Genomic DNA, 26,853 nt, shown 5'->3' with positions numbered 1-26,853 from the left:
GTGATTAACCTTTTGCCGGAGTTGAAGTTTTTTCTGTTGGCTGAGGTTGAGGAGTAGTGCTGCTCGCAGTGATTTGTGCGTTTGGCATAGGTACAAGATGAGGTGTAACAGGGTCACCTGGACGAATCCGCTGTAAACCATTTACCACAATACGATCACCCGCTTGTAATCCGCTATTTACGATTTGCAAGCCATCTTGTTGTGCACCGAGTTTTACCTCACGGTAAGCAGTTTGATTTTTAGCGTCGACGACTACAACAAAACGTTTATCTTGATCGACACTAATTGCAGTTGGGCTAATCAGAATTGCTGAACGAGGTTGACCTCCACCTAAACGGATTCGTGCATATAAGCCTGGTAATAAAACTCCGTTAGGATTATCAAAAGTTGCGCGCACGCGAATCGTACCTGAGGTCGTATTCAGGTTGTTATCAATGGAGTTGATAGTTCCTTCACGAGAGAAACCTGTTTCATTGGCAAGCCCCATATAGACAGGAGCTTGTGCTGAATTACGTTGATTACTGATGTATTTGAGATAAGTTTGTTCATCAACGTCGAAAGAGGCGTAAAGGCGAGATACAGACACCAAGCTTGTTAAGACCTGTGCGCCATTACCTGCAGACACCACATTACCAACGGTTACTTCGGCACGGGAAATTCGGCCGCTGACTGGTGCAGTAATACGAGTGTACTCAAGATTTAAACGTGCAGACTGAACAGCGGCTTTAGCAGCTTGTAGGTTGGCATTCGCTGAACGTGCATCATTTTCAGCTAGATCCAGCTCTTGGCGTGATACAGCATTACTCTGAATTAAACGTTGAATACGAGAAAGGTTAGATCCCGTATAAGTGACTTGTGCCTCAGCCGAAGCAAGTTGAGCTTGAGCACGATTCAGTTCTGCTTGGAAAGGACGTGGGTCGATTGTAAAAAGTAAATCGCCTTTTTTTACAAGACTGCCATCTTTGAAGTGTACGGAAATGAGTTTACCTGAAACCTGTGGCCGAATATCGACTTGATCAATCGCTTCTAAACGACCGGAATATTCTTGCCAATCGGTAATCGTTTTGCTGATGACATTAGAAATATCAACTGTTGCAGCTTGTTGGGCACTGGTCGGTGCAGCTTTTGCATCGGCATTTTCATGTAAAAACATAAAACTACCCCCTGTAGCCAAAATGGCGACAAAGATGGCAGACAGTGCGAACTGTTTGCGGGAAAATGACATGAGGTGCTCCTAGTTATTTGGATACCTGTTTTCAGACTTTTAGTTGTGGTCCGTATGGGAGAAACAGGGTTTATGGGATGGACGGAGCATAAAAGTTTGTCAATCACGAATAAATATATTAAATTCGATAACACTATTCGTATTTTTATAACAATTGATGTGTTTGATTAAATAAATGCATTGATAGGAGCGTGCGTGTGGATCTATTTCATGCGATGAAAGTATTTAATAAAGTTGTCGAAACAAATAGTTTCAGTTTAGCGGCTGACAGTTTAGGACTACCGCGTGCTTCTGTGACGACAACTATTCAAGGTTTAGAAAAACATTTACAAGTTCGTTTATTGAACCGAACCACTCGTAAACTGAGTTTGACACCAGATGGCGCAGTTTATTATGAAAGGACTGCACGAATTTTAGCCGACGTAGAAGATGTAGAATCGAATTTCCATGATTCTGAACGTGGACCACGAGGTCGACTGCGCATTGATGTTAAAGCGTCAATCGGACGACTCATCCTTATTCCAATGCTTTGTGATTTTCATGCTAAGTACCCCGATATTGATTTGGTGATTGGAATGAGTGATCGTCCCGTCGATTTGGTTCAAGATGCAGTGGACTGTGTTATTCGTATTGGTCAATTGAAAGATTCAAGTTTAGTTGCACGTCGTATCGGAACAATTCAGTGTGTCACTGTTGCTGCGCCTCGTTATTTGATGGAACATGGCGAACCAAAAACCATTGAAGATTTACAAAAACATCAAGTCGTGCATTATTTTAATAGTCGTACTGGACGCAATATTGACTGGGATTTTATGGTGGATGGCGAGATTCATAGCGTTGGTGTGAAAGGGCGTGTTTCTGTCAATGATAGCGATTCATATATTGATTTGGCAGTGCAAGGTTTTGGCTTAATTCAATGTCCATATTATATGGCGGCAAAACATTTAGAATCTGGTGCGCTTAGAGAGGTATTGACTGAATGGTTACCTGCACCGATGCCAATATCAGTCGTTTATCTACAAAACCGTCATTTATCGCCTAAAGTTCGTGTATTTGTAGACTGGGTAGCTGAATTATTTGCAAGTTGTCCATTGTTGAGTGGTTGTTCAATGTCATGGGATTCGAAATGTGAATTTGCCAGCGCTAAAGAAAATAACCATGAATATACCATTCGGACTCTAGTTGAAAATGAAAATATGGCAGAAGCCTATACACTCAAAAACTAATTTAAAATTTGAGTGATTTTTCAACATTTAGATAGTTAATCCAATCCATTGTTTAGACATATTCATAAATCCTTAATTTACTGGTATAGAAATTGCAATTATTTCGGCAGAAGAGTAATTTAGAAATTGCTCAAGTTTTTATCACCTTATTTGGATTTTAAGGAGAAGCTTCAAGATGGCAAGCTTTATGAAAAAAATGTTCGTTTCAACAACCTTAGTTTTGGCTGCTGTTGCAACGAATGTTCAAGCAAAGGATTGGAAGGTGATTCGTTTTGGTACTGAGTCGTCTTATGCTCCATTTGAATATAAAACACCAGATGGCAAGTTAACTGGTTTTGATGTTGATTTAGGTAATGCCATTTGTGCAAAGCTTAAAGCCAAATGTGTTTGGGTTGAAAACTCTTTTGACGGTATGATTCCCGCACTTAAAGCGAAAAAATTTGATGGCATTCTTTCATCAATGACCGTTACTGATGAACGTGCGAAACAAATTTTATTTAGTAGCAAAATCTACAATACGCCAACGCGTATGGTTGCAAAAAAAGGCTCACCGTTATTGCCAACGCCTACTTCATTGAAAGGTAAGCGTGTGGGGGTACAACAGGGCACAATTCAAGAAACATATGCTAAAACCTATTGGGCTCCAAAAGGTGTGAGTGTTGTTCCTTATCCAACTCAAGACTTGATTTACCAAGATATGATGTCTGGTCGTTTGGATGCAACGTTACAAGATGCAATCATGGTTGATGGCGCTTTCTTAAAACAACCGAAAGGCAAAAACTTCGCTTTTGCTGGTGGCAATGTGGTTGATGTGAAAACATTGGGCGTAGGTGCGGCTATTGGTTTACGCAAAGAAGATGCAGATTTGAAAGCAAATATTGACAAAGCTTTGGCTGCAATCATTGCTGATGGAACATACAAGAAACTCGAGAAAAAATACTTCTCTTTTAGCATTTACTAATGATGTGAAAAATGTCGGCTAAGTGCCGACATTTTTAAATCTATTCTCATCTCATCAATATTAGATATTGTTTTTAAGGAGAAGATGAGTCATGTCTTTTTCTGGCTATGGGCCACTCCTTCTCAGCGGAACATGGATGACCATACAGCTTGCGCTGTTGTCACTCTTGCTTTCTGTCATTATTGGCTTAATTGGTGCGAGTTCAAAACTCTCTAATATTAAAGCTTTACGTTATATTGCGACCGCCTATACAACGCTCATTCGTAGTGTGCCTGACTTAGTGATTATGCTGCTTTTATTTTATAGCTTGCAGTTGGGTCTAAACCAAATTACTGAAGCACTGCAAATGGATCAGATTGATATCAACCCATTTGTGGCTGGTGTGATTACCTTAGCGTTCATTTATGGTGCATATTTTACCGAGACCTTTCGTGGTGCATTTCAATCGGTTCCAACGGGACAAATTGAAGCAGCAATGGCCTATGGGATGACGCCCTGGCAGGTTTTTCGACGTGTTTTATTCCCTCAAATGATGCGTTTTGCATTGCCTGGTATTGGTAACAACTGGCAAGTTTTGATTAAAGCGACCGCACTGGTTTCCATTATTGGCCTAACTGACATTGTAAAAATTACGCAAGATGCAGGTAGAAGTACCATGCAATTGTTCTTTTTCAGCATCGTCGCTGCTGCGATTTATTTGGCAATTACCACCGTGTCAAACCTGATTTTAATGTGGCTTGAACGTCGTTATTCTGCTGGTGTAAGGAAGGGGCAATTATGATTGAAATCCTTCAACAATATTGGAAGGCATACCTTTGGACCGATGGCCTACAAATGACTGGTGTCGCGATGACTGCTTGGTTATTGGTGCTTTCAATCGGTATTGGGTTTGTGCTTGCCGTGCCTTTATCACTCGCACGAGTATCAGAAAATAACTGGTTACGTGGCCCAGTTTGGCTGTTTACTTATGTGTTTCGTGGAACACCACTGTACATCCAATTGTTAATTATTTACTCGGGCATTTATAGCTTTGATTATGTCCATGAACACCAAGCACTCGATGCATTCTTTCGAGAGGGCATAAATTGCACCATTTTGGCATTTGCGCTCAATACTGGTGCATATACGACTGAAATCTTCGCTGGAGCGATTCGTTCTATTCCACATGGTGAGATTGAAGCTGCTCAAGCTTTCGGTATGTCAAAATGGAAACTCTACACACGGATTATCATTCCATCGATGTTGCGCCGTGCTTTACCGTTTTACGGCAATGAAGTCATTTTAATGTTGCATGCGACAACCATTGCATTTACTGCAACAGTTCCCGATATTTTAAAGATTGCGCGTGATGTGAATGCCGCAACCTATGACACTTTCAATGCTTTTGGAATTGCCGCGGTGTTGTATGCAGTGTTGGCATTTATTTTGATTTGGATATTCCGTAAGTTGGAAAAACGTTGGTTGGCATTTTTAAAGCCATCGAATCATTAGGAGACATAAATGGAACACGTTGCAAAACTAGTGATTCGTGATTTACACAAAACATTTGGCGATTATGAAGTACTTAAGGGGATATCACTTGATGCAAATGCTGGTGATGTAATTAGTATCATCGGTTCATCTGGTTCGGGTAAAAGTACCTTGCTGCGTTGTATTAACTTTTTAGAACAACCGAGCAATGGCACCATTAAACTCAATGGTGAAAAACTACGCACAATCTTTGATAAAAAAGGCAATTTAAAAGTTGTTGATCCAAAACAGCTACAAAAAATGCGTACTCAGCTCATGATGGTGTTTCAACACTTTAATTTATGGTCTCACATGACCGTGCTTGAAAATGTCATTGAAGGGCCAATTCATGTGCTTGGGGTGAAGCGGGCTGAAGCCGAAGAGCGTGCAAGAAAATATCTGCGTAAAGTTGGATTGCCTGAAAGTGTTGAAAGCAAATATCCAGCATTTTTATCTGGTGGGCAACAACAACGTGTAGCGATTGCTCGTGCTTTGGCAATGGAACCGGAAGTGATGCTATTTGATGAACCAACCAGTGCACTTGATCCGGAGTTGGTGGGTGAAGTGCTCAAGGTTATGCAGAGTTTGGCTGAAGAAGGCCGTACCATGATTGTGGTGACACATGAAATGGGCTTTGCACGTCATGTGTCTAATCAAGTGATTTTCTTACATCAAGGGAAAATTGAGGAACAGGGCCATCCTGATGAAGTACTCAACAATCCGAAAAGTGAGCGTTTAAAACAATTTTTGACGGGCAGTTTAAAATAAGCTGTTCATACCGAGTAAGGTGAAATTTTTTTAAAAAGAATTCGCATCTTACTCGGTTGCTTTTTAATTATATTTTATAGATGAGTATTTTTAGAAAACACATTAATAATGATAATACCTGCAATCATTAAAGTAAGACCAATACAGGCCGCCAAGTCTAAATGCTGTTTGTAAAATATCCAGCCAATTGCAGAAATTAAAATAATACCCGCGCCCGACCAAATGGCGTATGCAATTCCAATTGGGATTGTTTTTAGCGTCAGGGACAATAAATAAAAAGCAATCGCATAGCCCACAACTGTAACGATGGATGGAATGGGAACAGTAAAACCTTGAGATGCTTTTAAAGCTGAAGTTGCAATGACTTCACAAGCAATCGCAATTGCTAAATAAAGATAAGACATGGGGAAGTGCGCCAGAATGAGTTTTAATCAATCTATATGAAATGTTGAAATGGTTTGCCAGTTTTAACGATTGTGCAATTTTTTGGGTACAAAATTACCAGTAAACCAAACTGAACTGATAAATTGATTTTATCACTAGCCAATTGTTCTCAGCTATTTATTCATTTATTTAATTATTGATCTGTATAGTCACTCAAGAGGATCAGCAATTTTAGCTTGATCCTCTATAGACTTTTTAAGAAATAGATTAGCTGAGTATATTTAAACTTTTAAATTTCTCTAAAAGTTGCTCTTTATTTTCAATATGTACAGGGTCTGGTTTTATGCAATCGATTGGACAAACCGCCTTACATGTAGGCGCATCGTAAAAGCCTACACACTCGGTACAACGAAGTGGATCAATTTCATAAACTTTGTTCCCTTCAAAAATAGCTGTATTGGGGCATTCCGGTAAGCACATATCACAGTTAATACAGTCACTCGTAATCAAAAGTGCCATGTTTAACTCGCTGAATAAGCCAATGTAGAGGCAGTAATACTTTCTTTGGCATGCGGCAAATTGCGTACAAGTAGGGCATAACTGATATCAACATCTTGTGGGAGTGGAATCTCAACAAAATGCCCCGAACCTTTAGCATCTGTAATTGGGTTACCTTTTAAATCACGCATTTCGGTTAAGGTAAAGGTGATATTGCCTTGAGGTGTCATGAGTTCTAGAGAGTCGCCAACTACAAAACGGTTTTTAACTTCAATGCGAATATAATCGCCGTGACGTTCTAAAACTTCACCACAAAATTGTTGATAGTCAAAATGTGATGATCCGTCAGCATAGTTTTGATATTCGCTATGAACATGACGTCTTAAAAAACCTTCGGTATAACCGCGATTTGCCAACCCTTCGAGCTGAGTCATTAAGCTTGGGTCAAATGGTTTACCTATTAAAGCATCATCAATAGCTTTTCGATAAATTTGAGCAGTACGGGCACAATAAAAATAGGATTTAGTACGGCCTTCAATTTTCAGTGAGGCGATGCCCATTTTGGTTAAACGGTCTACATGCTGTACCGCACGTAAATCTTTGGAGTTCATAAAATAGGTGCCGTGTTCATCTTCTTCAGCAGCAAACATTTCTTCATCATTACGTTGTACCAGCAACGTTTGAGCGGAGGTTGTTTCTGATTGTTTCGATGAGCAGCAAGATTTTTCTGAGGTGTTGAGCTGAGTGACTGGAATCACATCGCCGTTCACATCTTCTTGAGCTTCATGCAACTTATAGTCCCAACGGCAAGCATTGGTACAAGCACCTTGGTTGGCATCACGCTTGTTCATATAACCAGAAAGTAGGCAACGGCCTGAATAGGCCATGCATAGAGCACCATGTACAAAAACTTCGAGTTCAATATCGGGTACGTATTGCTGGATTTCTTCTATTTCTTCTAAAGATAACTCACGCGATAAAATCACACGGCTTAGACCATAATCTTTCCAAAATTTAACAGTGGCCCAGTTAATGGCGTTGGCTTGAACAGATAGATGAATTTGTACATCAGGAAAATGCTCTCTCACCATCATAATTAAACCCGGATCAGACATAATAAGTGCATCTGGCTGCATCGCTACAATCGGTTCAAGGTCACGAATAAAGTTCTTTAATTTGCTGTTATGAGGCTGAATATTCACCACAACATAAAACTTTTTACCTAAAGCATGAGCTTCATCAATTCCGATTTTTAAGTTGTCATGATCAAAAGCATTATTACGCACGCGTAAACTATAACGTGGTTGGCCTGCATATACGGCATCTGCACCATAGGCAAAAGCATAGCGCATGTTTTTTAGTGAACCAGCGGGAGAGAGGAGTTCAGTTTTCATGAAATAAAAGGCATAAAAAATATATGGTTTTATTTTATTAACTCTATATTTTGGATTCAACCTACTGAATTAGTAGGGATTTGATCATTATCCTTTTGTACGGGCAGCATATTTTTTGCTAGTTCTCCTAAGCGCATCAAAGCATTTAACATTTTGGGATTTAGCTCAAAACAAGCTGCAATACGTAAACAATGTCTAAAACGTTTATCAGCCGAACACAAAACTCCCGGCATACATAAGATTTTTTCATCCATGGCCTGATGAAACAGTTCTAATGTATCTATTGATTCGGGTAGCTCTAACCATAAAATAAATCCTGCTTGTGGTCGACTGACTCGAGTACCGAGTGGAAAATAACGACAAATATAAGATTTGATGGTGTCAATTTGTTGTTGATAGCGTTTCTTGAGCTGCCTTAAGTGTAGGTCATAACCGCCATTCTCTAAGAAAAGTCCTAAAGTTTCCGTGAGCAAAGCCGGTTCAGCAACAGTGGTCGTAAATTTAAGTTGCTGCACAATATTACGAAAGCGCCCAGCTTCTAGCCAACCAATTCGATAGTCGGGTGCTACGGTTTTTGTATAGCTACCACACACCAAAACCCATCCATTTTGATCAAACGCCTTAATGTTGGGTAAAAGCGGTTCTGTCAGTTGCAATTCGGCGTACATCGCATCTTCAATGACAGGAACTTGAAACTGATTAGCTAACTCTGCCAAGCGACGACGGTTAGTTTCAGGCATGCTAAAACCGAGAGGATTGTGACCTGTTGGAATGGTTAATATAGCTTGTACACTTTTAGATTTTAACAGTTCTTCAAGAGCGTCAAGGCACATACCTGTATGCGGCGAAGTCGGTACTTCTACGATTTTTCGGCCTAAATTATGAAGAAGCGGGTACAGGTTATGAAAAGTAGGAATCTCAAGAGCAATGCTGTCACCTGCTTGGGTGGTTGCCATAATCGCAAGACTCAAGGCCTCCATAGTGCCATGAGTGAGTACAATATCATCTGCTGAAAGAAACATACCAAGCTGTAAACTTCGCCTCGCAACTTGAGTACGTAAACGCATAGAGCCGGGCGGTAAAGTATAGTTTTTAAAAATGTCTGGCTGCGTCCGTAAAACTTGAGCAGTTAAGCGTTTTAAGCGTTCAATTGGATAGAAGTTTTCACCTGTAGGACAAGCTAAGGCTAAATTAACATAGTCAGGATCCATCTGCTTTTTAACGATTTGTGCTAGAAAACAGCTAATTCCTGAAAGAGATACTTTTTCTTCACTGACATAACGCTCTTCGAGTTCTAATAAGTTTGAAGGCGCATGACAAACATAGTAGCCAGACTGTGGGCGAACTGAAATTAAACCTTGGTCTTCAAGCTGACGATAAGCTTCTTTTACGGTGTTAATGCTGACCTGATAATGATTTGCGCAGTCGCGAATTGATGGTAAGCGAGAGCCGATAGGCTGTCTGCCATTCTGAATTTGCAGGGTGAGGTCATCACTCACTTTTTTATATTTGTACATGTCAATTCATTAAAAAGCTAAAGCAATGGACACACTTTATAGGGATCTTATATTTAACTCAAATATAGTGATTGCTTTTGATTAGTTCATTTAACGCAAATCTAAACTGAAAAACTGTGTCTATTATTTTTTATATGAACTGATACTGTGACCATTAAAAATAAATCAGTAAGATCAAAAAATGGTAAGGATTTAAAAGCCATAATTTTTAATTACAAAATCAGTAGGAGTGGTCTATGTCTGTTGTTGCATTTAAACAAGTTGATGTTTTTACTTCACAAGCATTTAAAGGTAATCCTGTTGCAGTCATTATGGACGCCAGTGCCTTAACATCTGAACAGATGCAGGAAATTGCGAATTGGACTAATCTTTCTGAAACGACATTTGTGCTCCCTGCGACCGATTCTCAAGCTGACTATCAGGTTCGAATTTTTACTCCACAAAGTGAGTTGCCCTTTGCTGGACATCCTACAATTGGTACTGCCTATGCTTTGCTTGAAGCAGGCCTCGTGACACCTAAAGATGGTAAACTGGTACAGCAATGTGCTGCGGGTTTGGTGACTCTGACAGTAAGTGACTCAAAGCATATTTCATTTGAACTACCTAAGCCTAAAATTACTCCACTTGACACAATGCATACTGAAAAACTGGCTGAAATTTTAAAATGTCAGATTGATACTCAATGGAATGCAGCATTGGTTGATGTGGGTGCGCGCTGGATTGTATTACAAGCTGTAAACGCTAAGGCTGTTTTAGATAGCCAACCCGACTTTGCTGCTTTAAAAGAACATGATTTAGAAATGAAAGTTGGTGGAGCGACGGTTTATGGTTTTTATGAAAATAATGATGAGCAAAAACATATAGAAGTCCGCTCATTTGCCCCTTCAATTGGAATAAATGAGGACCCAGTCTGTGGGAGTGGGAATGGTAGCGTAGCTTCATTTATTCGTTACCATGGAATTTTGCCAGCACACAATGATGTGGTGCTTTCTTCACAAGGTCGGGCTTTAGGCCGAGATGGACACCTTCAACTTGAATTGCATCAAAATAAAATTTTAGTGGGTGGAACCGCTGTTACCTGTATTGATGGCAGTATCACCTTATAAAAAGAGATATAAAAAAACCGAGGACTTAGCCTCGGTTTTTTTATTTAGAAAAAGCTTATTTTTCTACGAACGCACGTTCAATTACGTAGTCGCCCATTTCACCCATACGAGGTGATTCAACTAAACCATGTTGGTCAAGTAATGCAGCAACATCTTTTAAGAATGCAGGGCTACCGCAAAGCATTGCACGGTCAGTTTCGCGGTTAAAACGTGGTAAACCAATTTTTTCAAATAAAGCACCAGTTTCAATTGCAGTTGTTACACGACCTTGAGTGTGGAAAGGTTCACGAGTAACAGTAGGGTAGTAAACAAGTTTGTCTTTAATACCTAATTCTTCAAAGAATTCATGGTTTGGTAATTCGTTCAAAATCAGGTCTTGATAAGCTAATTCAGAAATATAGCGTGTACCATGAACAACGATGACTTTTTCAAAGCGTTCGTAAGTTTCTGGGTCACGAATAATTGATAAGAATGGTGCAAGACCAGTACCAGAAGATAAAAGGTACAAGTTTTTACCTGGTAAAAGGTCATCATGAACCAATGTACCTGTTGGTTTTTTAGAAACTAAAATTTCGTCACCAACTTGTACTTTTTGCAAAATCGAAGTTAAAGGACCGTCTTGTACTTTAATTGAGAAGAATTCTAACTCTTCTTCGTAGTTCGCACTTGCAATCGAATATGCACGCATTAACGGTTTGCCATTCACTTCAAGTCCGATCATCACGAACTGACCATTTTTAAAACGTAAGCTAGTGTCGCGTGTAGTTTTAAAACTGAAAAGGGTGTCATTCCAGTGGTGCACATGAGTAATGCGTTCAACGTTAAAAGCAGCCATTAAAGGTCTCGATCACGATTAAAAGAAAACAGATTGCTATTCTAATCTAATTTCATTCCCGATAAACTGAATATATTTAATTGTGTTTATAAGAAAAAGTGATGATGAACTCTGTCACCCTCCCAATAGTCGGGCACATGTGCTCACCTTTTCGAGAAAAATTTGGTATTCCACGTCAGCCCAACTTGGTCAATATCGAGTCTTATATCGAAATGGTAGAACCTTATAATGACTTATTGGCTTTTGAGGGAATTGAGCAATTTACTCATCTCTGGCTCATCTGGCAGTTTCATGACAATAAAAATCAGGAGGCCGCAACTAAGTTTCGACCTCAGGTTCGCCCACCACGTTTAGGGGGGAATGAAAAAATTGGTGTATTTGCAACACGCAGTATGTATCGTCCAGCGCCTGTAGGTTTATCTGTAGTACGTTTAAAAAAGGTTGAAAAAGTCGGTAAGTCTTTAAGAGTGTATGTTACGGGCAGTGATTTACTAAATGGCACGCCAATTTTAGATATTAAACCTTATATTCAATATTCAGATGCCATTGTTGATGCTCAAAGTGGCTATGCACAAGCTGAACCAGAACGAAAGCAAGTCATCTGGTCGGAAAGTGCACTGACTACTCAGAAAAATCTTCTAAAAAATAAAAAAATTAACGGGCAATATCTGGATGAATTAGAGCAAGTTCTAGCTTTAGACCCAAGGCCTGCCTATCAAGAAGACCCTGTACGAGTTTATAAAATGAAGTTTTCTAATTTTGATATTCATTTTAAAGTGAATGATAATGTAATTACACTAGTTGATATGGTAGAAGATGTTTTACTCGCTTAAGCGTCTCATTTTAAAACCAATGTATGTTCATCCAGAGTAGGCAAATTAATATCGCCATGTGAGTGAGTTGTGCGGGAATAAAAGCAAGGGCATAGCGTATTCCACCTGAAATAGCCGAATTAATGCTCTTGGCAATTGCATGCACTGCAAAACCACTCATAAAAGCGATTAGTAGCGATGTGTGAGCGTTATTCGGTTCTCCTTGTACAATTACTGCTGCAATTGCTGCGTGTATTTCAAACAAAGAAGCGAGTAGAGTCCCTGCGATTAAACCAGCATCTCCTAAATATAGACTTAGGCCATAAACACCAATCTGAATGAGTGTGAGTGTTCCCGCAATAATCACGGCTTCTTTTAAGCTGAACATTCTGGAGTCTAATTCGGCTGAAGTCGAACTTGGTTCCGCCTTACGCAATAAAATAAAGGCCCACACCGCTAAAAAAACCAATGCAATCAGCATTGGAAATATAATGACTTTGAACCATGCTAAGCTAATTCCAATCACAATAATTAAGGTCTGAATGAGTGTAGAAACACACGACATTAATGCAGCACCAGCATTTGTGGTGGCGTTCGCACGACCAGAACGAACTTCTAAACCTAGAGTTGCAATAGTCGCTGTACTCGATACAAAACCAGATGCTAAAGAAGAAAGTAATAGAGCATTTTTCGATGACAAAAGCCGCTTTGCAATATGTGCGAGCGCTTGCACAAATAAAATCAAAGTCAGTAATTTTAAAATCACATGTGGGTTTAAAACAGGTCCCCAAAATGGTTTATTGGGGGCTAACGGTAAGGCAATTAAAAGTAATGCCAGTAAAAAAATCCCATCACGCAATTCGGACTCGGTGATCCACTGACTGGCAATACCATGCATCGATTGTTTTGCTAATAAAATAATCGTCATAATGACGGCGAGACCCGCAGCTAACGAAATATTCCAGATACAAAGCGCTCCTATAAAATAAGTCATAATAAAAGCGAGTTCTGTAGTAACACCGGGGTCATTCGGCTGGTTTTTAAGGGAGACTATGCTGATTGCGCCAATAAGTAGAGCGCCTACAATTCCAATTTCAGTACCAAATAAAAAGCAGATTGCACCAAGTAGGGAGCTAATTGCAAAAGATCGAAAACCTGCAAAAGTCTTATATTCGTGTTTGAGCTTGCTGCGTTCACGTTCCAAACCAATTAATAACCCGCAGCCCAATGCTGCTGCAATAATGGTGATAAATTCTTCAAAATATGCAGTTTGTAATGACATTGTCATTGGAAGATTCATAATACTTCCTCATTGGTTTATTGTTATATACAGGTGTTAATCATATTTAAATCATGTATTCATATGCAGTGTATGCTTTTTATTGTATTGAGCCTAGTCTCTTTTTTAATCAAACTATCATAATAAATATCTTTATAAATATGATCTATGCCACAAAACAATAATAAGTTGAGAATTGGTTTAATTAATTGAAGTTAAAAGGTATTTAAAAGCTGAATTTGGAAATTTTCATACCAGTTAAATCTAAAACATCTCTGCTATATTATAAAAATATATTGGGGATAACACATGAATGCACATGTAGAAATAGACGCACATTGGTGCCTAGAACAACTATTACAAGAAGGCCGTATTACTGAGCGTGATAAATTACTGGTACAAACGACAAATAGACAAAAAGATCAATTGAAGTGGCATCCATTACAGTGGATTGCGCATTTTAATTTAAAAGACCAACACCACGTACAGGCACATTTAAGTTTAAACCGCCTGTGCCAATGGTTTGCCGATCGGGCGCAATTGCCTTTATTTGTGATTGATCCTTTAAAGGCAGATGTCAGCGCTTTAACTCAAGTCATGTCACAAGAGTTTGCGATTCGAAACCACATTTTAGCTGTAGAAGTCCATGCGGACCGAATTGTGATTGGTACCGACCAACCTTTTAAAATAGATTGGTTAAACAATCTGGAACGAAGTTTGGCACCGAAAAAAATTGAACGGGTACTGCTAAATCCTGAACAGTTGCAACGTTATTTGCGAGAGTATTATCAGGTTAGCCGTGCAGTAAATTCAGCTCAGAAAGATGCTGCGCATGATCGTGATAACAAGGGGGTAGAAGCACTTTTACAGCTTGGTGATAGCCAAAACCCTGATGCCAATGATCAACACATTGTGAAATTGGTCGACTGGATTTTACAGTTTGCGTTTGAACAAAGCGCCAGTGACATTCACATGGAACCGCGTAAAGACAATGGTAAAGTTCGGTTCCGTATTGATGGCGTTTTACACACTATTTATAATATGCCTTCAAATACACTGACCGCCGTGATTTCCCGAATTAAAATTTTAGGACGGTTAAATGTAGCGGAAAAGCGTAAACCGCAAGATGGTCGATTAAAAACACGCACACCGAAAGGACAAGAAACCGAACTACGTTTATCAACTTTGCCGACTGCATTTGGTGAAAAACTGGTGATGCGTATTTTTGACCCAGATGTATTGGTACGTTCTTTTCAGCAATTAGGTTTTGATCAGTCTTTATTACAACAGTGGCAACGCATAACACAAAATAGTCACGGTATTATTTTGGTTACTGGTCCAACAGGTTCTGGTAAAACCACAACGCTATATTCTTCTTTAAAGCAACTCGCAACTGATCAAGTCAATGTCTGTACCATTGAAGACCCGATTGAAATGCTAGAGCCTAGTTTTAACCAAATGCAGGTCAATAATGCAATTGATCTGGGCTTTGCTGATGGTGTGCGTGCTTTAATGCGTCAAGACCCCGACATTATTATGATTGGAGAAATTCGTGACCAAGACACTGCGAACATGGCCATTCAGGCGGCACTCACAGGGCATTTGGTGCTGTCAACTTTACATACCAATGATGCGCCGTCAAGTTTGACTCGTTTGCATGATTTAGGTGTACAACCATTTCTGACAGCAGCAACTATTTTAGGTGTATTGGCACAGCGTTTAGTACGACAGCTTTGCCCACACTGTAAGCAACAAACTCATATTAATGAGGATGAATGGCAGCACCTAACATTCGACTACATTATGGAAATGCCAGAAAAAGTGTATCAAGCAGTAGGCTGTGAACAATGCCGTCATACAGGCTATAAAGGCCGAGTCGGTATTTATGAATTTATGCCTGTTAGTCTTGAGCTTAAGCATCTGATTGGTAGTCACGCAACATTAAATGAACTAAGAAGCCAAACTAAAAAAGAAAGTGTGGAGCCTTTGCGAATTGCTGGAGCGCATAAAGTCATTGAAGGACTTACTACTTTGGAAGAGGTATTACGTGTTGTGCCTTTAAATTAAATTTTTCTTAAGATTCACCTCATTTATGCTTGTTTTACTGATGTCATTCCAAGATGTAATCAAATAGGTGATTTTATGAAAACATTTAAAGTGATCTTGATGACAGCTATTACTGGTATCGCCATAGCACATCTATCTACGAGTCAGGCAGCAGCGATACCTGCAACGGTCACTACTGTTAAGCAAGCATTAAAGGCAAAAGACAATACGCCTGTAAAATTACATGGGCAAGTCGTGAAGTCTATAGGCGATGAGAAATATCAGTTCCGAGATAAAACAGGCACTATCATTATTAATGTAGATGATGAACTTTGGCAGGGTCATCCTATTTCTCCAACGACTAATATTGGTCTGGTTGGTGAAGTCGATATAGACTTTAAACCCTCAAAACATGTTGAAATTGATGTAGAGCAAGTCCAATTTTAAGCATTGGACTTTGCTTATACCATTTATAGCCGCACGAATGATGCGGCTTTGCTTTTTTAATAAATGCTTGGCAAGATCAAGTCAGAATATAACAGGATAAATAGATGAGAATTTTGCTTGCAGAAGATGATCGCTCTCAAGCGGAAAGTATTCAATCTTGGTTAGAGTTAGATGGCTATCAAGTCGACTGGGTTGAAAGAGGTGATTACGCGCTTACTGCGATTGAACAGCATGACTATGACTGTATTCTACTTGATCGAGGTTTGCCTGAATTGGCGGGTGAAAAAGTCTTAACAACAATACGTTATAAACAAAAAAATGTACCTGTCATTTTTATTACAGCGCGTGACAGCATTCATGACCGAGTAGAGGGGCTAGATTTAGGTGCTAATGACTACTTGGTTAAACCTTTTAGTTTAGAAGAGTTATCTGCCCGTATCCGAGCTCAATTGCGCAAACAAACTTTGAGTCAGCAATCGATTTTAATGTGGGGAGATTTACACCTCGATACTCAAGCGAAAGTTGTATTATTGGCTGGAATCTCTATTGATTTAACAGCAAAAGAGTTCCAAATCTTACGTAAGCTCATGGTTCATCCTGAACATATTATTACGCGTGATCAGTTAGAAGAAGCGCTCTATGCATGGGGTGACGAGATTGAAAGTAATGCAATAGAAGTTTTTATTTATCAACTTCGAAAAAAAATCGGCAGTAGCAGCATTAAAACCATACGGGGACTAGGCTACCGTATGGGAGATGTAAAATGAAACTGAACCGTTCATCTTTACAGTCTCAACTGGTTAAGACCACCATGTGGAGCAGTGTAGTTGTAGGGCTGTTGGCTTTAGGTTTGCTGACTATATTCTCGATTTACCACAACATGTCCGTGCAAGATCAAATTATGGATGAAATTTCAGATACTTTGTTGGTTTCTGATCTTTCTAACCATCCTATGAAGCAGTTTGATGAGCTTAGTGATGAATTTGATATTCAGTATGAATTATTAAACTCTGGTCAATTGCTTACTCATTCTCATACTTATCAACATGAGCTTTTTGAGCAGGGTAATTTATCCAAAGGGTTTTCATACTTTTGGTTTGATGGTCAATTATGGCGTAGTCTAGCCACACAGCAAAAAGATTCAGAGCTGCAAGTTGAAGTCTTTCAGCCCATGAGTACACGTGTTGAAGAGGTACTCAAAGCACTCGCTGGATATAGCGGTCTTATGGTTCTGTTCTGGCTATTACAATGGGTGATTGTAAGCTGGCGTACAGAACAACAATTGGCGGCTTTAAATCTACTTTCTAAGCGTATTGCTCAAAAAACTGCTTCAGATTTAGAACCAATTCAAGACCCGGATGTCATTACAGAAATTCAACCAGTCATAGATGCTTTAAATCAGTTACTTGCAAGACTCCAGCGGGCGCTTGTTGCTGAACAACGCTTTACTGCAGATGCCTCACATGAGTTACGTTCACCTTTATCAGCAATACAAATGCGGCTTCAAGTTTTACAGCGTAAATACCAGCAAGTTCCAGAACTTGACCAAGACTTTGAGCGCATCCAACAAGACGTTTCAAGAAGTACAAAGATTCTTGAAAATTTACTACTACTTGCTCGTTTGGAGCCTAATGAAACAGAACAGCCAGCTCTGTTTAAGAGTGTGATTGATTTAAACCATATATTGGCTCGAGTCATTGAAACCGTAAATATTGATGCGCAAGCCAAACAAATGATGATTGATACCAATATTTTGTCAAATGAAACCAAAGTGTTTGCGAATGAAGAGTTACTCTTTATTGCTTTTCGAAATCTATTTGATAACGCGATTCGCTATAGTCCTACTTTAGGATTTATTCATGTTGAACTGAGTCAGTCCCAGCAACAACTGAAAATTTCTATAGAAGACGCTGGAAATGGGGTAGATGATGAAGTTTTAAGACGTCTAGGACAGCGTTTTTTTCGGGTATTAGGTACGCAGCAGCAAGGGTCAGGACTAGGACTCTCAATTACTAAAAAAATTATTCAACTCCATAGTGGAGAACTACAATTTATGCATGCAAGCCAAGGTGGTTTAAAAGTTGAAGTGATAATGCCTTTTAATCAGGAAATACAAAAATAGCATGGTTGCCCATGCTATCCATTTTTTGTTTTCCCACGAATATTGTTGAAACGCGAGGGTGGTTCTTATTTAGTTAAAATGAGACGGTTATTGCGTGTAAGGCGTAAACGATATTCCTCGCCAGCATGCATAATTCGAATTTCACGACCTAATGCAAATAGGTTGTTAGAATGCAGCATTGGTAAGGCATGAGCTGAGTCAGTGTTACGAGTAAATAAGCTAAAAGGTGCGTTCATTTGTTGTGCTCCGTGGTATATTCTTGAACGATTTAAATGATAATCATTATCGAATAGATCTGTCAATGAGATTTTAAAGAATTTATAAATTGATAAAATTTGCTTACACTTATGAAAAACTTGAGTGAGTAGAAAAATGCCTAAACCGATCGTCGATGTTGCAATAGCTATCTTAATTCATCGTGGGAAAATATTAGTTGGATGGCGTGGGGAGCAGCAGCATCAAGGTGGAAAGCATGAGTTTCCAGGAGGAAAGGTTGAGCAAGGTGAAACACCAGAAGAAGCCTGCCGCCGTGAAATTTATGAAGAAGTCGGTATTGGTTTAAAAGAATGGCATCAATTTGATTATATTCACCATGAATATGATGACATTATTGTCAATCTTCATTTGTTCCATAGTTATGTACCTGATGAGTTATTAAATCTTATTCACCAGCCTTGGACATGGTATACGCGTGATCAGCTAGTTAACTTAAACTTCCCGAAAGCTAATAAAGACATCATAAAAAGATTGTATTGGCCACATTTCATTAAAATTAATTCTACGCTCGTACTAGCCGAAAATGAGGACACTTTAGTGTATTGGCGTAGTGAAAAAGATAGTTTTAATCCAGAAGATATAGAAAAGTTAGCGCTGTTAAATACAGAGCAGCTTTCAAAATTAATCATAAATATCGATATTTGGCGCAGACTAAAACCTGAGTTAAAAAGCCACATAAAAACAGTTCATCTTAAACAGTCTCAATTAATGAGTTTGCATAAAGGTGATTTAGAGGTGGGAGTGCGTTTTATTGCAGCTTGCCACGATGCAGTTTCTTTACAACACGCGCAGCAAATCGGCTGTGATGCTGTTTTTGTAAGTCCTGTCAAAGTAACTGAAACTCACCCAGAAGCGAGAGCACTAGGGTGGGATCGTTTTGCTGACTTGATTGAGAAATGCCAGATTCCCGTATTTGCTTTGGGAGGTATGAGTCCTGATGATTTAGCCACAGCACAGCAACACGGTGCGTATGGCTTGGCAGGTATTCGTAATTTTTAAAAAGACATAAAAGCATTAAAAGCTAGAGCGCTTTTAATGCTTGCTGAGCTTCTTGAATAGTTTTTTGGTTATTGCGTTGTTGCCCAGCTTTTAAAATGGTTAGCCAAAGCTGTTTTTTCATCGCTTGGCTTTGAGCAAAGCTTAAACCACGTCTTGCAAGAGACTCAGCATTAGCATATTGCTGTTTATGATTTGCACTAAGTGCTAAAAATAAATAAGTCTCGGCGGCTTGTGGTGCTAAACGCTGCGCTTGAAGGGCGTAGCGCTCAGCCTCCGACCATTGCTGGTTTTTGTAAGCTTGCTCAGTTTTTTGCATTAACGTTTTAAAAGCAGGTAATTGGCTTCCATCATCATTAAAGCGTTGGGGCTTTTTCTGCTGAGGAACAATCACCTGTAAACTTTTACGTTGAATATCTGGATGATCATAAGGTGTAATTTTTACACCAGATGGTGTCTCAGTACTCTTTTTTTCGGCAACAGGTGGTGTTTTCTCTTTTGGGACTGAATGATCTGGTAAAGTTGTACAGCCGACCATAAGTACAGCACCAATATAAAAAACACCCTTCTTTAACATATCCTGTTTCCTGTTAACACTTAGTTGTTATAACTACCACTAGAAATCACTCGTGTGTTATTCGACAGATCTTGTTCCATCTGACTTTCACTATCACGAATATAGCTATCGCTATTATCCGGTTGAGATGCTGGTGCTGTGTTATCACTTTGTGGTGCGTATGTTGGATCAACTTGATAGTAAGGTGCTGCACATGGCGTAGCACGATGTGGCACTGTATGCGTCAGCATAGGAATATACATTGCGCCAGCACAAGCCTGTGCAGACAAATCACCTGTTGCATGATCAATCCATTGCCACTGTACAGTGTCTGGTTGACGTAGATTTACTGGGGTTTGACGTAACTGTTTCATCACATTAATCCACACAGGTAATGCTCCAGATGAACCAGTTAAGCCAGTTACTTTATTGTCATCTAGACCTAACCAGACTACAGCAACATGGTTACCTGAATATCCAGCGAACCATGAATCACGTGTATCGTTGGTTGTACCTGATTTACCAGCCAATTTTAAAGTAGGTGATAAGCTGTTATAAGCTGCACGACCAGTACCTGAAGACATAACCTGTTGTAGACCATAGTTCATGATATAGCCAACAGATGGATCAATTGTTTGTTGTACGTTTAAACCATAACGATCAAGTAAACGACCCTTGGCATCTACTACAGAACGAATTGCACGAGTTGGATATTTAAAACCACCGGTAGCAAAGTTTTCATAAATACCGAGTACTTCCATTGGTGACATATTAACTGCACCAAGGAAAATAGAAGGGTAGGCTGGAATTGGTGATTCGACACCAAATTTCTTTAAGTTGTTGGTAAATGTAGATAACCCAAATTCTTGACCTAAACGCACAGCAGAAAGGTTATAAGAGTTTGCTAATGCTTCACTTAAACTTACAACGCCATGACCACCGCCACTATAGTTTTTCGGTGTCCAGCTTTTACCACCATCTACAGGAATGCTAATTGGCGCATCTTCGATCTTGCTTGCCCAGTTATAACGTCCAGACTCCATTGCGCTTAAATAAATCACTGGCTTCAATAGGGAACCGACTTGACGTTTTGCGTCTAGAGTACGGTTGAATCCAGTAAAGTCTTGAGTCGAACCGACAGCTGCAATCAATTCGCCGTTTTCTGGATGTGCTATGAGCACAGCACCTTGCAAGTTTTTCAAACGAGCAGGGTTACTTTGACTAAGACGTTCTACAGATGCTTTAAATGCATCTTGAACTTGAGTTTGAGCAATTGGGTCCAAGGTCGTAAAAATACGTAGTCCTTGATTTGTTAAATCACTTTCTTGATATTCGGTACGTAACTGACGACGTACAATATCTAAAAAGTCAGGGAATTTTGCAGGCCCTAAGCTTGGTTTACTTAGAATACCTAAAGGACGTGCAATTTCAGTTTCGTATTCTGCTTGAGTTAAATAACCCATTACACGCATGTTATTGAGCACTGTATCGCGACGATTTTTTGCTCCTTCAGGGTTTTTCCAAGGGTTATATAACGATGGCCCTTGAACTAAACCGACTAAATAAGCTTGTTGTGCGACATTGAGTTCACGAAGTGGTAAACCAAAGTAAAATTGTGAAGCTAAGCCATAACCATTGATTGAATAGTTACCATTTTGACCTAAATTTACTTCGTTTAAATAAGCTTCTAAAATTTCATCTTTGCTGTAATGCAACTCAATAAGTAAAGCCATTAATGCTTCATTTACTTTACGTTTTAAGGTGCGTTCAGGTGTTAAATAGAAGTTTTTAACTAACTGTTGTGTGAGTGTTGAACCACCTTGGCGGCGTCCTCCAGTGACATTACTCACCAAAGCACGTGCTGTACCACGAATCGAGATACCGTGGTGGTGATAGAAGTTACGGTCTTCGGTAGAAATTAAAGCTTCAATCAGTGGTTTAGGAACACTATTAAGTTTAATCAGGACACGGTCTTCATTATGCTGGGTATAAATGCCCCCAATGAGTAAAGGTTCTAAACGGGCCACACCTGTTGATGATGGTTTTGTACTACGTACATCTGCAACTTGATCGTTTGCAAAGCTGAGCTCTAAAACCTGTTCAGGTTCTACGCTATCACCATAGTCGAAACCACGTGTATGCACATACATGTTGCTACCATGAGCAACAAAGGTTCCTGACTTGTCATAATTACTTGAAGTTTTGTAACCTAATAATTTTAATTCTTGAGTGAAATTTGCTTGGGTAATGGGTGCATTATTATAAATTTCCAAAGGCCGAGCAAACACTTTGGCCGGAATGTCCCAGCGCTGTCCTTCAAATTTTTCACGAATAATATTATCTAAACGAATCAGATAGATACTAAGAGCAATAAAAGCACCAATCACCAAAATTGAAAAGATTAGCGCGAAGAAACCGATACCACGTTCAAACTTCATATAAATGAGATAAAACCCTAAACAATACGCTAATGATGCGATAGCTTGTAATCAATTTGCAATGATAAAACTGTGAATAAATTGAAAACTTAGATTGAATTTTACTGCATCTTGTTGTTATGTTTTTTTAAATTAATCAGGATAATGTTATGATAACGTAGAATCGCAGCGGAGCTTACTCATTCGTGCAAATTTCACATAAGTCCTTCAGAAACGTCGGGTTAATTGGTCGACCGGATAAATCATCAGTTGTAGAAACACTATGTTTAATTCATGACCATTTGCTAAGTTTAGGCCTAAACCCCATTTTTGATCAGGAAACTGCCGAATTAGTGCCCTATGATCATGCGCAAGTTGTTAGTCGTCACTTATTAGGTGAAGTCGCTGATCTGGTCATTGTAGTAGGTGGAGATGGTTCTTTGCTTCATGCGGCCAGAGCTTTAGTTCGCTACAATACACCTGTTATTGGTATTAACCGTGGGCGTTTAGGATTTTTAACCGATATTAAGCCTGCTGAAGCTATTTTTAAACTTGATCAGGTATTACAAGGTCATTTTCAACTTGATCGCCGTTTCTTGCTTGAAATGGAAGTACGTACCAATGGCGAAGTCATTTACGACGCAATTGCTTTAAATGATGTCGTACTACACTCAGGTAAGTCGGTACACATGATCGACTTTGAACTTAATATTGATGGTCAATATGTCTACCGTCAGCATAGTGATGGTTTAATTGTTTCGACACCAACAGGATCAACTGCTTATGCATTATCAGGTGGTGGCCCAATTTTACATCCGAGTATGGATGCGATTGCATTAGTTCCTATGCATCCCCATACATTATCTTCACGCCCAATCGTAGTCGGTGGGCAAAGTGAAATTAAAATTGTCATTCGCGAAAACCGGGTATTACCGATGGTGAGTGCAGACGGACAGCACAGTGTATCGCTCAATGTCGGTGATAGTTTGCACATCCGCAAACACCCATTTAAATTAAGTTTATTACACCCACCAGGTTATGATTTCTATATGGCTTGTCGTACCAAACTGGGTTGGAACCAAGATTTTGAATCTTTTCAAAGAGATGAATCATGAATATTGAACAAATGCTATCTGTTTTAAACCCTGAAATTGTCGAGCGTTTAAGAACAGCCGTAGAGATTGGTAAATGGCCAAATGGTGTTGTCTTGACAAAAGAACAGCGCGAAACATGTATGCAAGCTGTGATTGCTTGGGAGTTAAAGAACTTACCGGAAGATCAGCGTAGTGGTTATATTGACCGCGGAACGAAAGAAGAGGGTGAAGAGTGTGAGGATGATCATCACAAGCATGAGCCTGAGTTTAAACCGATTCGTTTTGTTTAAAACTTAATAAGACAGAAAAAATATTTTTGGTTATCCCATACAGCCTTATATAGCATGTTTTTCATAACTTATAGCATATAGGCTTTTATTACTTTTGAAGGACCAAAAGTAACCAAAAATCCTCTGTATCACTGACGATACTTCCTGTATCGCAGTGATACGGTCGACATCCATGTCGACCTTCACGATAGCATCTGTTAACTACGAATTAAGATTGCTTAAATTTCGTGTTTCCCATAGCACTTTTGCTTTTTGCATCGCTTCTTCAAAGCTAGCAACAACGCCCATTGTATATAAAGCAATACCCATGGTTTCTGTTACTGCCATTTCACCATATTCATGATGCTGCTGACCAAGCCAGACCGCTTTAAACGTTGCTAAATCTAACTCTTCTTCAATTGGGCTACGTTCAGGCGTAAGCTTTGGTAACTCATGTTCATAGAGTTCACCATTTTTAATGCCGCAAATGAGAGTTTTAGCATCGGGGTTTCGCTCAAATTCACCGCCTTCACCTTTAATGACGGCACTATTTTGATAGCCTAAGCGAAGCGCACTATGTTGATGAGAGGTTCTATACGCGGGATGGAATATCGCTTGTAAGGTGGCTTTCGCATTAAATGGGTTAATGAGACGAGCCAAAGTGTGAATAGGTGAGCGTAAGCCCATCACATTTCTCAAAGAAATTAAATCGCTTAAAACAGGTGAAATTACATCTAATGGTAAGTAAGCAAAATTCTGTTCGGCTAATTGTGTGCGGACTTCTTGTTCAGAATGGCAAATTTTATAATCTAAATATTCCAAAACTTGTTCAGTATAGATTCGGTTAATCGTATGCCCAGAAGCGCCATGCATGACGATTTTGTAGCCGTGATGCGCAAGTGTCAGGGCAGCCAATAAAAACCATGGATAATGTTTGCGCTTGCCTGCATAAGATGACCAGTCTAGGTCAACGTCTAAAGGTTGAAAATTAAGTTGGTCTTTGGTGGCTTGTACAAATCCCGCAAGCTCATCAATAGATTCTTCTTTAACACGTAGTAGCATTAAAAAAGCACCCAACTGAACATCAAGAACTTCGCCTTTTAAAATCATGGTAAAAGCTTGATAGGCTTCTTCATAACTCAGTGATCGAGATCCGGTTTTCCCCTTACCTAAAATACGGACATATTGCGCAAAGGGATGTTCAGCATCTTTATAGATATTACGTTTAGTATTCATGGCAGTTCAAAACAGTAAAAATAAGGGGTATGCAGCTCAAAATGAAATGTCTGCAAGTGCTTATCAATATGACATAAAAATCTGCTGAAAAAATATCAAAAGCGTTTCTCATACTAAAGTCTTAAGGCCGCATGGGTGTTTTTTATACGTATTAGCCAAAATTTTAACCGAATCGTGATTTAATTCGAGTAAACTTTCATGTGCTTTTTTGAGCACTCATATCATAATTTTCTGTGATTCTCCTATATCTTCAGCTTTTTATTGAAAAAGTAAGAGGTTATTTCTGGCTACTCAAAGTGGTTGGAAACTTCAGGTATTCTCCTGTTTTAGAAAACAGCTTTTTTGTTTTCGTTGAGGTAGTAGGAAGGTTTTTTGTTATTAAAAAACCGTTTCCCTTTTGCGGTGTTCATGTGAAAGGTTAGGGCTGTGTATTCGTAAAGAATAGACGTTTCATTTTGATATTTCCAACGGACTTGGAAATATAGATTGAAGTAAAGTTATGGCTAAAAAACCGATTTATAAATCACTTTATTTTCAGGTGATTATTGCGATTATTGCGGGTGTTTTGGTAGGGCATTTCTCTCCAAGTACAACGCAAATTGTTAATGGTGTTGAACATCATATTCCAGGTTTAGGTGAGCAACTCAAGCCATTAGGTGATGCTTTTATTCGTTTGATTAAAATGATCATCGCACCTGTTATTTTCTGTACAGTGGTCAGTGGTATTGCTGGTATGGAAAGTATGAAGTCAGTTGGTAAAACTGGCGGTGTTGCGTTGTTATACTTCGAGATCGTTTCAACAATCGCACTTCTGATTGGCCTTGTGGTGATTAACATTGCAAAGCCAGGCGTAGGAATGAATATTGATCCTGCGACTCTGGACACTTCAGGTATCCAAAAATACGTCACTTCTGGTGAGTCACAATCTACCGTTGATTTCTTAATGCATATCATCCCAGATACAGTGGTGGGTGCATTTGCAAATGGTGAAATCTTACAGGTCCTTCTTTTTGCAATTTTATTTGGCTTTGCACTGCATAAGTTAGGTGATGCAGGACGTCCAGTTTTAAAGTTAATTGATCAAATTGCACATGTATTTTTTAACATTGTAAATATGATCATGAAGCTTGCTCCATTGGGTGCATTTGGAGCAATGGCATTTACTATTGGTAAATATGGTGTGGGGTCACTCGTACAATTAGGGCAACTTATTATTTGCTTCTATATTACGTGTCTGCTCTTTATCTTCTTGATTTTGGGTACAATCAGCCGTATCAGCGGTTTTAGCATCCTTAAGATGATTCGTCTAATTCGTGAAGAACTCTTAATTGTGCTTGGTACTTCTTCTTCGGAATCAGTCTTACCACGTATGCTGCGTAAACTTGAGATTGCTGGTTGTGAAAAGTCTGTAGTCGGTTTAGTCATTCCGACGGGTTACTCGTTTAACCTTGACGGCACTTCAATTTATTTGACCATGGCTGCAATTTTTATTGCTCAAGCCACAAATACACAGCTTGATATCCAGCATCAAATTACTTTGCTTTTGGTACTTTTAATTTCATCTAAAGGTGCAGCAGGTGTAACAGGTTCTGGTTTTATTGTTATGGCGGCAACTTTATCTGCTGTTGGTCATATTCCAGTTGCAGGTTTGGCATTAATTTTAGGTATTGACCGTTTTATGTCAGAAGCACGTGCTTTAACCAACCTTGTTGGTAACTCTCTAGCGACGATTGTGGTTGCTAAATGGGTAGGTGCTTTAGACAAAGATAAATTAAATGATGCATTAAATAATCCAGAGGAAGTGGATAGAAAAATGCTTGAGCCAAAAAGTGTTGTTGCTGAAGCATCTCACTAAAAATTATGATTGATAAAAAGGGAGC

General features: G+C 39.3%; 26 protein-coding genes. 15 read left to right on the top strand and 11 right to left on the bottom strand.

What is annotated here, in order from left to right; genetic code table 11:
* Nucleotides 1-4 precede the first annotated feature (4 nt).
* The gene (gene adeF / locus B554_RS0104640; RefSeq protein ID WP_019457146.1) at nt 5-1,225 is read right to left on the bottom strand and encodes a multidrug efflux RND transporter periplasmic adaptor subunit AdeF; all 1,221 of its coding nucleotides are present in this window, start codon (nt 1,223-1,225) and stop codon (nt 5-7) included.
* Between the two features lie 197 nt (nt 1,226-1,422).
* On the opposite strand from adeF, the gene B554_RS0104635 reads away from it, so the two are divergent.
* The 5 genes from B554_RS0104635 to B554_RS0104615 all read left to right on the top strand — a co-directional run bounded on the left by B554_RS0104635 (nt 1,423) and on the right by B554_RS0104615 (nt 5,689).
* Complete coding sequence (locus tag B554_RS0104635; RefSeq protein WP_019457145.1) at nt 1,423-2,451, top strand: LysR family transcriptional regulator; 1,029 nt, start codon at nt 1,423-1,425, stop codon at nt 2,449-2,451.
* A 175-nt stretch (nt 2,452-2,626) separates the two neighbouring features.
* Nucleotides 2,627-3,412: an ABC transporter substrate-binding protein gene (locus B554_RS0104630; protein WP_019457144.1), complete on the top strand. Its 786-nt coding sequence runs from the start codon at nt 2,627-2,629 to the stop codon at nt 3,410-3,412.
* A 91-nt stretch (nt 3,413-3,503) separates the two neighbouring features.
* A complete protein-coding gene (locus B554_RS0104625; RefSeq protein WP_019457143.1) occupies nt 3,504-4,193 on the top strand; it encodes an ABC transporter permease in 690 nt (229 codons plus the stop codon).
* Nucleotides 4,190-4,903: an ABC transporter permease gene (locus B554_RS0104620; protein ID WP_019457142.1), complete on the top strand. Its 714-nt coding sequence runs from the start codon at nt 4,190-4,192 to the stop codon at nt 4,901-4,903. The genes B554_RS0104625 and B554_RS0104620 overlap by 4 nt, the downstream gene beginning before the upstream one ends.
* Nucleotides 4,904-4,912: 9 nt before the next feature.
* Nucleotides 4,913-5,689: an ABC transporter ATP-binding protein gene (locus B554_RS0104615; protein WP_019457141.1), complete on the top strand. Its 777-nt coding sequence runs from the start codon at nt 4,913-4,915 to the stop codon at nt 5,687-5,689.
* A 74-nt stretch (nt 5,690-5,763) separates the two neighbouring features.
* On the opposite strand, the gene abeS is transcribed toward B554_RS0104615, so the two are convergent.
* From abeS to B554_RS0104595, 4 genes are all read right to left on the bottom strand, one after another.
* Nucleotides 5,764-6,093, bottom strand: coding sequence for a multidrug efflux SMR transporter AbeS (gene abeS, locus B554_RS0104610; RefSeq protein WP_004700493.1), 330 nt, complete (start codon nt 6,091-6,093; stop codon nt 5,764-5,766).
* Nucleotides 6,094-6,340: 247 nt separating this feature from the next.
* Entirely contained in the window at nt 6,341-6,592 is a 252-nt protein-coding gene (locus tag B554_RS0104605) for a YfhL family 4Fe-4S dicluster ferredoxin (RefSeq protein WP_019457140.1), read from the bottom strand.
* A gap of 2 nt (nt 6,593-6,594) precedes the next feature.
* A complete protein-coding gene (yegQ, locus tag B554_RS0104600; protein WP_019457139.1) occupies nt 6,595-7,965 on the bottom strand; it encodes a tRNA 5-hydroxyuridine modification protein YegQ in 1,371 nt (456 codons plus the stop codon).
* Nucleotides 7,966-8,021: 56 nt separating this feature from the next.
* Nucleotides 8,022-9,488 (bottom strand): PLP-dependent aminotransferase family protein, encoded by a 1,467-nt coding sequence (locus tag B554_RS0104595; protein WP_081400298.1) that lies wholly within the window; start codon nt 9,486-9,488, stop codon nt 8,022-8,024.
* Nucleotides 9,489-9,718: 230 nt separating this feature from the next.
* Here B554_RS0104595 and B554_RS0104590 point away from each other — a divergent pair, with 230 nt between their 5' ends.
* The gene (locus B554_RS0104590) at nt 9,719-10,588 is read left to right on the top strand and encodes a PhzF family phenazine biosynthesis protein (protein WP_019457137.1); all 870 of its coding nucleotides are present in this window, start codon (nt 9,719-9,721) and stop codon (nt 10,586-10,588) included.
* A gap of 55 nt (nt 10,589-10,643) precedes the next feature.
* On the opposite strand, the gene B554_RS0104585 is transcribed toward B554_RS0104590, so the two are convergent.
* On the bottom strand, nt 10,644-11,423 hold the full coding sequence (locus B554_RS0104585; RefSeq protein WP_002118187.1) for a ferredoxin--NADP reductase: 780 nt from the start codon (nt 11,421-11,423) through the stop codon (nt 10,644-10,646).
* Nucleotides 11,424-11,527: 104 nt separating this feature from the next.
* On the opposite strand from B554_RS0104585, the gene tsaA reads away from it, so the two are divergent.
* A complete protein-coding gene (gene tsaA, locus B554_RS0104580; RefSeq protein WP_081400301.1) occupies nt 11,528-12,256 on the top strand; it encodes a tRNA (N6-threonylcarbamoyladenosine(37)-N6)-methyltransferase TrmO in 729 nt (242 codons plus the stop codon).
* A gap of 10 nt (nt 12,257-12,266) precedes the next feature.
* Here the strand turns inward: tsaA and B554_RS0104575 are convergent, their stop codons facing one another.
* Entirely contained in the window at nt 12,267-13,535 is a 1,269-nt protein-coding gene (locus B554_RS0104575; RefSeq protein ID WP_019457135.1) for an MgtC/SapB family protein, read from the bottom strand.
* 288 nt (nt 13,536-13,823) lie between these two features.
* Here B554_RS0104575 and B554_RS0104570 point away from each other — a divergent pair, with 288 nt between their 5' ends.
* From B554_RS0104570 to B554_RS0104555, 4 genes are all read left to right on the top strand, one after another.
* Nucleotides 13,824-15,581 carry a GspE/PulE family protein gene (locus B554_RS0104570; RefSeq protein ID WP_019457134.1) on the top strand — a complete coding sequence of 586 codons (1,758 nt, stop codon included), beginning with the start codon at nt 13,824-13,826 and terminating at the stop codon, nt 15,579-15,581.
* Nucleotides 15,582-15,656: 75 nt separating this feature from the next.
* Nucleotides 15,657-16,007, top strand: a complete 351-nt coding sequence (locus tag B554_RS0104565; RefSeq protein ID WP_004700511.1) for a NirD/YgiW/YdeI family stress tolerance protein — start codon at nt 15,657-15,659, stop codon at nt 16,005-16,007.
* Between the two features lie 104 nt (nt 16,008-16,111).
* On the top strand, nt 16,112-16,774 hold the full coding sequence (locus B554_RS0104560) for a response regulator transcription factor (protein WP_019457133.1): 663 nt from the start codon (nt 16,112-16,114) through the stop codon (nt 16,772-16,774).
* A complete protein-coding gene (locus tag B554_RS0104555) occupies nt 16,771-18,129 on the top strand; it encodes an ATP-binding protein (protein WP_019457132.1) in 1,359 nt (452 codons plus the stop codon). The genes B554_RS0104560 and B554_RS0104555 overlap by 4 nt, the downstream gene beginning before the upstream one ends.
* 65 nt (nt 18,130-18,194) lie before the next feature.
* On the opposite strand, the gene hemP is transcribed toward B554_RS0104555, so the two are convergent.
* Nucleotides 18,195-18,365, bottom strand: a complete 171-nt coding sequence (gene hemP / locus B554_RS0104550) for a hemin uptake protein HemP (RefSeq protein ID WP_000993415.1) — start codon at nt 18,363-18,365, stop codon at nt 18,195-18,197.
* Between the two features lie 136 nt (nt 18,366-18,501).
* Between hemP and B554_RS0104545 the strand changes: the two genes are divergently transcribed.
* The gene (locus B554_RS0104545; RefSeq protein WP_019457131.1) at nt 18,502-19,404 is read left to right on the top strand and encodes an NUDIX domain-containing protein; all 903 of its coding nucleotides are present in this window, start codon (nt 18,502-18,504) and stop codon (nt 19,402-19,404) included.
* Nucleotides 19,405-19,426: 22 nt separating this feature from the next.
* Here the strand turns inward: B554_RS0104545 and B554_RS0104540 are convergent, their stop codons facing one another.
* Nucleotides 19,427-19,978: a tetratricopeptide repeat protein gene (locus B554_RS0104540; RefSeq protein WP_019457130.1), complete on the bottom strand. Its 552-nt coding sequence runs from the start codon at nt 19,976-19,978 to the stop codon at nt 19,427-19,429.
* Between the two features lie 20 nt (nt 19,979-19,998).
* Entirely contained in the window at nt 19,999-22,395 is a 2,397-nt protein-coding gene (gene mrcB, locus B554_RS0104535; RefSeq protein ID WP_019457129.1) for a penicillin-binding protein 1B, read from the bottom strand.
* 185 nt (nt 22,396-22,580) lie between these two features.
* On the opposite strand from mrcB, the gene B554_RS0104530 reads away from it, so the two are divergent.
* Together B554_RS0104530 and B554_RS0104525 are read left to right on the top strand one after the other, a co-directional pair.
* Nucleotides 22,581-23,489 carry an NAD(+) kinase gene (locus tag B554_RS0104530; RefSeq protein WP_002049094.1) on the top strand — a complete coding sequence of 303 codons (909 nt, stop codon included), beginning with the start codon at nt 22,581-22,583 and terminating at the stop codon, nt 23,487-23,489.
* A complete protein-coding gene (locus tag B554_RS0104525; RefSeq protein WP_019457128.1) occupies nt 23,486-23,758 on the top strand; it encodes a YeaC family protein in 273 nt (90 codons plus the stop codon). The genes B554_RS0104530 and B554_RS0104525 overlap by 4 nt, the downstream gene beginning before the upstream one ends.
* Nucleotides 23,759-23,959: 201 nt before the next feature.
* On the opposite strand, the gene B554_RS0104520 is transcribed toward B554_RS0104525, so the two are convergent.
* Nucleotides 23,960-24,973 (bottom strand): glycosyl transferase family protein, encoded by a 1,014-nt coding sequence (locus tag B554_RS0104520; RefSeq protein WP_019457127.1) that lies wholly within the window; start codon nt 24,971-24,973, stop codon nt 23,960-23,962.
* A gap of 499 nt (nt 24,974-25,472) precedes the next feature.
* Between B554_RS0104520 and B554_RS0104515 the strand changes: the two genes are divergently transcribed.
* A complete protein-coding gene (locus B554_RS0104515; RefSeq protein WP_019457126.1) occupies nt 25,473-26,828 on the top strand; it encodes a dicarboxylate/amino acid:cation symporter in 1,356 nt (451 codons plus the stop codon).
* Nucleotides 26,829-26,853 lie beyond the last annotated feature (25 nt).

Source organism: Acinetobacter sp. GG2, assembly GCF_000292385.1.
Taxonomy (GTDB): Bacteria; Pseudomonadota; Gammaproteobacteria; order Pseudomonadales; family Moraxellaceae; genus Acinetobacter; species Acinetobacter seifertii.
The sequence above is the reverse complement of the archived record's forward strand: the minus strand, read 5'-3'. Positions and strand labels throughout refer to the sequence as shown.